This is a genomic window from Stenotrophomonas sp. HMSC10F07 (genome assembly GCF_001807895.1).
Taxonomy (GTDB): Bacteria; Pseudomonadota; Gammaproteobacteria; order Xanthomonadales; family Xanthomonadaceae; genus Stenotrophomonas; species Stenotrophomonas sepilia.
Genome location: NZ_KV791333.1, coordinates 5,231 through 14,949 on the forward strand (window position 1 = coordinate 5,231; position 9,719 = coordinate 14,949).

A 9,719-nucleotide genomic window follows, 5' to 3' on the forward strand; every position below is an offset into this window, starting at 1 on the left:
CCAAGTGGCTTTTTTCTTGCCTGTTCGCTGGGGGGCATCTGCAGATGCCAGCGGTGCTGGCTGGAGTGGAGCCCCCTTGAGTCAAGGGGGCGCGGCGAAGCCGCGGGGAAGTGGCGGCTGATGAAGTGGGGCCCGCGCTTTGCCGCGCAAAGCGTGGGGCTGCGGCGCGAATGCGCGGCAGCTTCCCACTTGGTCCGCCAAGTGGCTTTTTTCTTGCCTGTTCGCTGGGGGATTTCATCCACGCCTGGCGTGGATCGACTGAAGCAATGCTGAAATCAGCGGCATACACGTCATCAGTGTTTTCAATGCTGTGCGCTGCATCTCACCGCATCGCGTCCTGCATCGCACCCAATGGATCTTCCGCGCCGACGGCGCATGCACGAAGGACGATGTTGATGGCTCATATCAATCGATTGCACCGCACGCTGTGGGTTTCCTTCGCGTTGCTGGCACTGGCGGCCTGCGCGCCCGCCGACGATCCCGCGCAGACCGTCGAACGCGATGCTGGCACGGAGAGCGCTCCTGCACGCCCGGTCGGTGAGGCCATGCAGATGCAGCCGGCTCAGCCGGCAGAGCGGGAGGCCCTGCCCGATGCGGTGGACGTGCAGCGCAATGCGGATGGTTCGGTGGATGTGCGCAAGGCCACGCCGGAGTCGGCGGCCCTGCGGCGCACCGGCGACGGGGGCGTGGAGATTCGCGAGGTGGATCCTGCAGCCGGGCAGGGTGCCGATACGGCGTCGGCCAAGGCCAGGCCGCAGCAGTGACCCCCGCCACCCCGGATGAGCTTGCGCTCGCCGGGGTGGTTCAACGCGCGGGCTGCGCACAATTGCCATGTTCAGTTTTGTGCAGGCCTTCCGCTTCCCGTCATCGCCTGCGACAATGAACACCTGCGCCGGCCACGCGAAAGTGGCGGAATTGGTAGACGCCCTGGATTTAGGTTCCAGTTCGGTCCTTTTTAAATCAATGAGTTACATTGATTCTTTTGGCGCATATTGGGCACAGAGACACACCTGGGCGCGCTGAATTGAGCCTGTGTGCCACCTGCTGGCACACCTCTTGGCACACATGGAGTGGTCATGAGTTCGGATGTCACTGATGCGATCCTAGCGAGATGCGACATGTCCGCTCTTCTATCTGCCGGCATTCGGCAGAGACAACCGAAGTGCGCTCCATGCTGCAAGCGCCATGACTTCGCGGTTTGTGCAATAGACCTGGCGTTTGAACATCACGGTGCAATTGTTGCGTTGACGAGGGGCGGCCAGTTGGGGGCCTCCGGTGCGCTCATGAGGCCTCTCTTGGAGGCGTCGTCCACTGCCTTCTGGCTCGTGTACTGCGCAAGCGACACTGACATTGACCGCCTGACGGTCGACCCTGCGTACGAAGTGCCGGAATACGACATTCCTGATTGGGCTGACGTGCTAAAGGCTCTAAAGCCGATCTTTCCCGAAATTGCACACCTTCAAGAAGCTCTTAGGAAGACCTCGGAACTGCGAGGCTTGGCTCGCTGGCTTCACAAGTACACCCATGGCGGAACGCCCCAGCTAATACGGAGGGACTTGGCCTCCGGCTGGAGCGAGGACGAGACGCTGCTCAGCCTCTTGCGAGCGGACCTGTTCCTTTTTCTGGCAGCGTCTGTTCAAACGGTCATGTCTGGTGATGACGACGTCAGGAACTACGTCTTCGACGCGAGGGATCGCTTGGCTCAGGAAGGTGAGGACAGGTTCGGCCTGCCTATGCCCGAGGGACAACCGCGCCAACATCCGCCATCAGAGCGGGTGTGTCACGGGCCATCGTTCATCGCTGGCTGATCCCCGACTCGAACCCCCTAGTGCGCGAGAGTTACGTGGATATCCGCTCTCAGGGATGGCGAAAACGCAGCGTCATATCGATTCAACATCGCATCCAGCCTTCCGCTGTGGACGCAGGAATTGCTAACGTAAATTAGGACGTCTGGGGCTTTGCCGAGCTGCTGCAGGGTTCGCAATACCGACACGCCTTCTACGATGATCGGTCTCGGCTTTGCCAGCCGGCAATCAATCAACTGTTTAATTGTCCCAAGGTCGTAGTTCAGGCCGAGTGCCCCTTTGGTCAGGGCTGGCTGATTCAGAAACAGATCCGTCTCAATGAGGCTGACGTTGAAGTACCAAGCTAGGAATCTGGCTAGTGAGGTCTTGCCAACTCCAGGCCTCCCGTCGACGGCGACCAGCTTTCCAGGTAGCCCGCGCAAATGGGGCAAGAGGTTGTGCGCAGCTTTCGTGAATTGCTTGGGGCGGATAGGCATTGCCATCTCCTGGCAAGATGCTTCAGCTTGCTGGGCAGTCCCGTGGTACCGGTGACAGGACTCGAACCTGCACGCCATAGGCGAACGGACCTAAACCGTTTGCGTCTACCAATTCCGCCACACCGGCACGGGCAGGCGGAGTCTACCTGACTGGAATTCATCTGGCGAAGGAATTGCATCGGACCAGTGATGTATATCCGACGGGGGAGGCACGATCCGTCGCTTTTGGCACACTGAATGGGCCACAATTGAGGCGGGACAAGGCTTGGAGGCCAATCTGCACTGGAGATAGGTTCCAGTGCCGCAAGGCGTGGGGGTTCGAGTCCCCCCTTTCGCACCAGTGCCGGCCTGTCCCCGCCCTGATCGGGCCATCTGCGCCCCCTTGACCGGCACGCGCTGGCAGTGCAAGCCGAATTGGGCGAAACTAAAGGGCTGCGGCAAGCAGGCGCGTCCCAGACGTCGCTTCCTTACAACCGTTTCATCCCAATCATCGAGCCGGGGGCCTGGGCCACCGGTGGCAGGAGTCAACATGCAAGCTTCGATCGAATCCACCGGCAACCTGGAACGCCGCCTGAGCTTCTCGCTGCCGGAAGAGCGTCTGCAGAGCCACATCGTCGGCCGCCTCGGCGAAATCGCCCGTACCACCCGCATCAAGGGTTTCCGCCCGGGCAAGGTGCCGGCCAAGGTGATCGAGCAGCGCTTCGGCGCGCAGGTCCGTGGCGAGGCGCTGGACGGCCTGCTGCGCGAAACCTTCGATGCGGCCGTGCGCGAGCATGACCTGCGCATCGTCGGCAGCCCGCGCATCGACAAGGGCGACGAGGGTGAGTTCTCCTTCGTCGCCACCGTGGAAGTGGTGCCGGACTTCGGCGACATCGACGTCAGCAAGCTGACCGTCGTGCGCCATACCGCCGAGATCACCGACGCCGACATCGACCAGATGATCGAGAACCTGCAGAACCAGCGTCGTACCTGGGCCCCGGTCAGCCGTGGCGCGCAGGACGGTGACCTGGTCGCGGTGGAAACCTGGTCGCAGGCCGGCGAAGAGCGCCTGCCGGCCGAGGGCACCGAGAAGGGTTCGATCGTGCTCGGCCAGGGCATGATGTTTGACACCATCGAGAAGGGCCTGGTCGGCCTGGCAAAGGGCGAAGAGAAGACCCTGGACGTCGAGTTCCCGGCTGACTGGCGCGTGCCGGTGCTGGCCGGCAAGACCGTGCAGGTCACCGTCAAGGTCACCGAGGTCTCCGAGCCGGTCGTGCCGGCGGTCGACGAAGCCTTCATCAAGAGCTTCGGCGTGAAGGGCGGCGATGTGGAGCAGTTCCGCAGTGACATCCGCGCCAACCTGGAGCGCGAGCTGAAGGGTGCGTTGATGAACCGCCTGCGCCGCGAAGTGGGCGAGCAGCTGATCGCGGCCTACTCCTCGGTCGAAATGCCGCCGCGCCTGGTCGAGAACGAAGCCCGCGCCATGCTGGCCCAGCAGGTCGAGCAGCTGCGCCGTAACGGCCAGAACGTCGGCGAGATCCCGGCCGATGCCCACGAAGGCTTCAAGGACGCTGCCGCCAAGCGCGTGCTGGTCGGCCTGCTGGTCGGTGAAGTGGCCCGCATCAACGACCTGCGTCTGGAAGCCAAGCGCCTGAATGAAACGATGCGTCTGATCGCTTCGACCTACGAAGAGCCGGAGCAGGTCATTGAGATGTACCGCAACGACCCCCAGTTGATGTCTGGCCTGCAGAACCGTGTGATGGAAGAGCAGGTGATCGACTGGATCGCCGAGCGTGCCCAGCACACCGAAGAGAAGCTGTCGTTCCAGGACGCGATCCGCCAGTAAGCCCGGGCGGATCACCGGATGCCCCGCGCCTTTGCCGGCGCGGGGTTGTTGCCCCCCAAGATAGGTACCTCACGTAATGGACAACCGAACCAAAGCCCTGAACCTGGTTCCGATGGTGGTCGAGCAGACCAGCCGCGGCGAGCGTGCCTACGACATCTATTCGCGCCTGTTGAAGGAGCGCCTGATCTTCCTCGTGGGCCCGATCGACGATCACATGGCCAACGTGGTGGTGGCGCAGTTGCTGTTCCTGGAATCGGAAAACCCGGAAAAGGACATCAACATCTACATCAACTCGCCGGGTGGCGTGGTCACCGCCGGCATGGCGATCTACGACACCATGCAGTACATCAAGCCGAATGTGAGCACCACCTGCATCGGCCAGGCCGCCTCGATGGGCGCCCTGCTGCTGGCCGCGGGCGAAGCCGGCAAGCGCTATGCGCTGCCGAACTCGCGCGTGATGATCCATCAGCCGCTGGGTGGCTACCAGGGCCAGGCCACCGACATCGACATCCACGCGCGCGAGATCCTGACCCTGCGTTCGCGCCTGAACGAGGTGCTGGCCAAGCACACCGGCCAGTCGCTGGAGACGATCGCCCGTGATACCGAGCGCGACAACTTCAAGAGCGCCTTCGAGGCGCAGGCCTACGGTCTGGTCGACCAGGTCCTGGAGCGTCGTCCGGATGAGTCGATCCAGGCCGGCTGACCGGCCTTCACGGGGCCAGGGAGGCCTCGTTCCTGCAGGGTCGGGTGGGACTGGTGTCCCCTCGGCCCTGTGCTATTCTCGAATCGAACCCCCGTTCAGCGGGTGGGGTAACTGGGTAAGCGAAGCATGAGCGAAGACCGCCAAGGTCGTTCCACGGACACCGGCAAGATCCTCTACTGCTCTTTCTGCGGCAAGAGCCAGCATGAAGTGCGCAAGCTGATTGCGGGTCCGAGCGTGTTCATCTGCGATGAGTGCGTGGAGCTGTGCAACGACATCATTCGTGAGGAACTTGAGGAAAAGGCGCAGTCGGCGCGCAGTTCGCTGCCCAAGCCGCGCGAGATCCTCGAGGTCCTCGACCAGTACGTGATCGGCCAGAACCGTGCCAAGCGCACGCTGGCCGTGGCCGTGTACAACCACTACAAGCGCATCGAGAGCCGGCAGAAGAACGACGACGTCGAACTGGCGAAGTCGAACATCCTGCTGGTTGGCCCGACCGGTTCGGGCAAGACGCTGCTGGCCGAGACCCTGGCCCGCCTGCTCAACGTGCCGTTCACCATGGCCGACGCCACCACGCTGACCGAAGCCGGTTACGTGGGCGAGGACGTGGAGAACATCATCCAGAAGCTGCTGCAGAAGTGCGACTACGACGTCGAGAAGGCGCAGCAGGGCATCGTCTACATCGATGAAATCGACAAGATCTCGCGCAAGAGCGAGAACCCGTCGATCACCCGCGACGTGTCCGGCGAAGGCGTGCAGCAGGCCCTGCTGAAGCTGATCGAAGGCACCGTGGCCAGCGTTCCGCCGCAGGGCGGCCGCAAGCACCCGCAGCAGGAATTCCTGCAGGTGGACACCAAGAACATCCTGTTCATCTGCGGCGGCGCGTTCGCTGGGCTGGACAAGGTGATCCAGGCACGTTCCACCGACGTCGGCAGCATCGGCTTCGGCGCCAAGGTGAAGAGCAGCGAGCGCAAGCAGGAAGTGGGCAAGGTGCTGGCGGACGTCGAGCCGGAAGACCTGATCAAGTTCGGCCTGATTCCCGAGTTCGTCGGCCGCCTGCCGGTGGTCGCGACCCTGGAGGAGCTGGACGAGCCGGCCCTGATCAAGATCCTGACCGAGCCGAAGAACGCCATCACCAAGCAGTTCAAGAAGCTGTTCGAGATGGAGAACGTCGAGCTGGAGTTCCGTCCGGACGCTTTGTCGGCCATCGCCAGGAAGGCGCTCAAGCGCAAGACCGGCGCCCGTGGCCTGCGCACCATCGTCGAATCGGTCCTGCTGGACACCATGTATGACCTGCCGTCGCAGGAGAACGTCAGCAAGGTGGTCGTGGACGAATCGGTGATCGAGCACAAGTCCGAGCCGTACCTGATCTACCAGACCCCGGCGGCCCCTGAACAGAAGGCCGCAGGCGCCGAGTGATCCTTCCAGGTTGTTGATTGGAAAGGATTTTAAAGGAATGCCTTGCATCTGAAAGCCGATGGCCCCATAACGGGGCCATCGGCTTTTTTTGTCTCCGGAAGATGCCCTCCCGGAGGCGGTTTTCCCCCTTCCCTGGAGCCCCCATGGCCCGTTCCCCAAGTGAAACCCTCGACCTGCCGGTCCTGCCGCTGCGCGACGTAGTGGTGTTCCCGCACATGGTCATCCCGCTGTTCGTCGGCCGTGACAAGTCCATGCACGCGCTCGAACAGGCAATGGAGGCGGACAAGCGCATCCTGCTGCTGGCGCAGAAGTCGGCCGAGACCGACGACCCGCATGCGGCCGACCTCTACCAGGTCGGCACGCTGGCGCAGGTGCTGCAGCTGCTGAAGCTGCCCGACGGCACCATCAAGGTGCTGGTTGAAGGCCTGTCGCGCGTGCAGGTCACCCACGTCGACGAGCGCGACGGCTCGCTGCATGGCCAGGCCGTGGAGATCGACGCCACCGACGAGCGCGAGGCGCGCGAGGTCGAGGCGATTGCCCGCTCGCTGATGTCGCTGTTCGAGCAGTACGTGAAGACCAACCGCAAGCTGCCGCCGGAGCTGCTGCAGACGCTGTCGGGCATCGATGAGCCGGCGCGCCTGGCCGACACCATCGCTGCGCACATCAGCGTGCGCCTGGCCGACAAGCAGCGCCTGCTGGAAACGCTGGCCGTCGGTGACCGCCTGGAGATGCTGGTCGGCCTGGTCGACGGCGAGATCGACGTGCAGCAGATGGAGAAGCGCATCCGCGGCCGCGTGAAATCGCAGATGGAGAAGAGCCAGCGCGAGTACTACCTCAACGAACAGATGAAGGCCATCCAGAAGGAACTGGGTGACCTGGACGACGCGCCGGGCGAGCTGGAAGAACTGGCCCGCAAGATTGCCGAGGCCGGCATGCCGAAGGCGGTTGAAGCCAAGGCGCGCAACGAACTGAACAAGCTCAAGCAGATGTCGCCGATGTCGGCCGAAGCCGCCGTCGTGCGCAACTACCTGGAGTGGCTGCTGGGCGTGCCGTGGAAGAAGCGCAGCAAGGTGCGCAAGGACCTGAAGGTCGCGCAGGATACGCTCGATGCCGACCACTACGGCCTGGAGAAGGTCAAGGAGCGCATCCTTGAATACCTGGCGGTGCAGTCGCGCGTGAAGCAGATGAAGGGCCCGATCCTGTGCCTGGTCGGGCCGCCGGGCGTGGGCAAGACCTCGCTGGGCCAGTCCATTGCCAAGGCCACCAACCGCAAGTTCGTGCGCATGTCGCTGGGCGGCGTGCGCGACGAGGCCGAAATCCGTGGCCACCGCCGTACCTACGTCGGTTCCATGCCGGGCCGCATCGTGCAGAACCTCAACAAGGTCGGCAGCAAGAACCCGCTGTTCGTGCTCGACGAGATCGACAAGATGTCGATGGACTTCCGTGGCGATCCGTCTTCGGCGCTGCTGGAAGTGCTCGATCCGGAGCAGAACAACGCGTTCAACGACCACTACCTGGAAGTGGACCTGGACCTGTCCGAAGTGATGTTCGTGGCGACCTCGAACTCGCTCAACATTCCCGGCCCGCTGCTGGACCGCATGGAAGTGATCCGCATCCCCGGCTACACCGAGGACGAGAAGCTCAACATCGCGACCCGCTACCTGGTGCCGAAGCAGGTCAAGGCCAACGGCCTGCAGCCGGAAGAGCTGGAGATCGGCAGTGATGCCATCCAGGACATCGTGCGCTACTACACGCGTGAATCGGGCGTGCGCAACCTGGAACGCGAGATCGCCAAGATCTGCCGCAAGGTGGTGAAGGAGATCGCGCTGGCTGGCCCGCAGCCGGCAGCGAAGGCGAAGAAGGGCGCGAAGAAGAAGGCGCTGGTGAGCGTGTCCAGCAAGAACCTGGACAAGTACCTGGGCGTGCGTCGCTTCGACTTCGGACGTGCCGAGGAAGAGAACGAGATCGGCCTGGTCACCGGCCTGGCCTGGACCGAGGTCGGCGGCGACCTGCTGCAGATCGAATCGACCCTGGTGCCGGGCAAGGGCCAGCTGATCCTGACCGGCCAGCTCGGCAACGTGATGAAGGAGTCGGCTTCGGCGGCACTGTCGGTGGTGCGTTCGCGCGCCGTGGGCTTTGGCATCGACAGCGACTTCCTGCAGAAGCACGACGTACACCTGCACGTGCCCGATGGCGCCACGCCGAAGGATGGCCCGAGTGCCGGCGCGGCGATGGTCACCTCGCTGGTGTCGATGCTGACCAGGGTGCCGGTGCGCGCCGACGTGGCGATGACCGGCGAGATCACCCTGCGTGGTCGCGTCACTGCCATCGGTGGCCTGAAGGAGAAGCTGCTGGCCGCACTGCGTGGCGGCATCCGTACGGTCATCATCCCGGAAGAGAACCGCAAGGACCTGGCCGACATCCCGGCCAACGTCACCCGCGATCTGAAGATCGTGCCGGTGAAGTACATCGAAGAAGTCCTGGACCTGGCGCTGGAGCGTCCGTTGGCACCGAAGAAGGCGCGCAAGAGTGCGCAGCGTGTCACGGTGCGCAGCAAGGCCAAACCGAGTGGAAACGCGCGCGTCAAGCATTGACGCGCGCTGTCCAATGGCCCGAAACCCGCGTCGTTGCTGGCTTTCCAGCTTGCGTGGGGGTAGGGCCACTGGTATAAAAGCAGCACTCGCGAATGAGTGATCGCAGTCTGGTGATCGCTGGAATTCGGCGAACCGTTTCCACATGGCGGCCGCATGCAGAGCGCGTGCGGTTGCTTCCCTGTCGAATAAGCGGAACCCACCGCCAAAGGAGTTGTAGAGAATGAACAAGACCGAATTGATCGATGCCGTTGCTGAAGCTGCCGACCTGACCAAGGCAGAGTCCAGCCGCGCTGTCGATGCCGTCGTTGCTGCCATCACCAAGGCGCTGAAGGACGGCGATGCGGTCACCCTGGTTGGCTTCGGTACCTTCCAGGTCCGCGACCGTGCTGCCCGCACCGGCCGCAACCCGAAGACCGGCGACACCATCAAGATCGCTGCTTCGAAGAATCCGTCGTTCAAGGCTGGCAAGGCCCTGAAGGATGCTGTAAACTAAGCGGCTCGCTGGGGTGCTTAGCTCAGCGGTAGAGCGTCTCCTTTACACGGAGAGGGTCGGGGGTTCGAAACCCTCAGCACCCACCACAGCACCGCGGTAAAAGTTTGAGTGTGGAGCGGTAGTTCAGCTGGTTAGAATGCTGGCCTGTCACGCCGGAGGTCGCGGGTTCGAGTCCCGTCCGCTCCGCCAGTTTCAAGGGCTTCCGGGCAACCGGGCGCCTTGTTTCAACCGGCCTCGGCCGGGGGAGACAGAAAGGTTTGCAGCAAACGTGGAGCGGTAGTTCAGCTGGTTAGAATGCTGGCCTGTCACGCCGGAGGTCGCGGGTTCGAGTCCCGTCCGCTCCGCCATCCCGGATCCCAACAAGTTCTGCCCATGTGGAGCGGTAGTTCAGCTGGTTAGAATGCTGG

At 63.1% G+C, this 9,719-nt stretch carries 8 protein-coding genes and 5 tRNA genes (1 of these 13 cut by a window edge); 11 read left to right on the forward strand and 2 right to left on the reverse strand.

Features of this window, described 5'->3' with window-relative positions:
* Positions 1 to 395 precede the first annotated feature (395 nt).
* Positions 396 to 764 carry a hypothetical protein gene (locus HMPREF3114_RS02775; protein ID WP_053500976.1) on the forward strand — a complete coding sequence of 123 codons (369 nt, stop codon included), beginning with the start codon at positions 396 to 398 and terminating at the stop codon, positions 762 to 764.
* A 531-nt stretch (positions 765 to 1,295) separates the two neighbouring features.
* Positions 1,296 to 1,808, forward strand: coding sequence for a DUF6988 family protein (locus HMPREF3114_RS02780; RefSeq protein WP_141750771.1), 513 nt, complete (start codon positions 1,296 to 1,298; stop codon positions 1,806 to 1,808).
* Positions 1,809 to 1,825: 17 nt separating this feature from the next.
* Here HMPREF3114_RS02780 and HMPREF3114_RS02785 read toward each other — a convergent pair whose 3' ends face one another.
* Positions 1,826 to 2,281, reverse strand: a complete 456-nt coding sequence (locus HMPREF3114_RS02785; RefSeq protein WP_053500973.1) for a hypothetical protein — start codon at positions 2,279 to 2,281, stop codon at positions 1,826 to 1,828.
* A 43-nt stretch (positions 2,282 to 2,324) separates the two neighbouring features.
* A tRNA-Leu gene (locus HMPREF3114_RS02790) sits at positions 2,325 to 2,408 on the reverse strand.
* 402 nt (positions 2,409 to 2,810) lie between these two features.
* Between HMPREF3114_RS02790 and tig the strand changes: the two genes are divergently transcribed.
* The 9 genes from tig to HMPREF3114_RS02835 form a co-directional block, all read left to right on the forward strand.
* Positions 2,811 to 4,106, forward strand: a complete 1,296-nt coding sequence (gene tig / locus HMPREF3114_RS02795) for a trigger factor (protein ID WP_005415468.1) — start codon at positions 2,811 to 2,813, stop codon at positions 4,104 to 4,106.
* 76 nt (positions 4,107 to 4,182) lie between these two features.
* A complete protein-coding gene (gene clpP, locus HMPREF3114_RS02800; RefSeq protein WP_004146318.1) occupies positions 4,183 to 4,809 on the forward strand; it encodes an ATP-dependent Clp endopeptidase proteolytic subunit ClpP in 627 nt (208 codons plus the stop codon).
* 126 nt (positions 4,810 to 4,935) lie between these two features.
* The gene (gene clpX / locus HMPREF3114_RS02805) at positions 4,936 to 6,225 is read left to right on the forward strand and encodes an ATP-dependent Clp protease ATP-binding subunit ClpX (RefSeq protein WP_053500971.1); all 1,290 of its coding nucleotides are present in this window, start codon (positions 4,936 to 4,938) and stop codon (positions 6,223 to 6,225) included.
* 143 nt (positions 6,226 to 6,368) lie between these two features.
* On the forward strand, positions 6,369 to 8,819 hold the full coding sequence (gene lon / locus HMPREF3114_RS02810; protein WP_005415470.1) for an endopeptidase La: 2,451 nt from the start codon (positions 6,369 to 6,371) through the stop codon (positions 8,817 to 8,819).
* 220 nt (positions 8,820 to 9,039) lie between these two features.
* The gene (locus HMPREF3114_RS02815) at positions 9,040 to 9,312 is read left to right on the forward strand and encodes an HU family DNA-binding protein (RefSeq protein WP_005408270.1); all 273 of its coding nucleotides are present in this window, start codon (positions 9,040 to 9,042) and stop codon (positions 9,310 to 9,312) included.
* Between the two features lie 11 nt (positions 9,313 to 9,323).
* Positions 9,324 to 9,398 (forward strand) — tRNA-Val (locus tag HMPREF3114_RS02820).
* A gap of 26 nt (positions 9,399 to 9,424) precedes the next feature.
* Positions 9,425 to 9,501 (forward strand) — tRNA-Asp (locus HMPREF3114_RS02825).
* Positions 9,502 to 9,582: 81 nt separating this feature from the next.
* Positions 9,583 to 9,659: transfer RNA gene (locus tag HMPREF3114_RS02830), tRNA-Asp, on the forward strand.
* A gap of 29 nt (positions 9,660 to 9,688) precedes the next feature.
* A tRNA-OTHER gene (locus tag HMPREF3114_RS02835) sits at positions 9,689 to 9,719 on the forward strand; it runs 53 nt beyond the window's last position.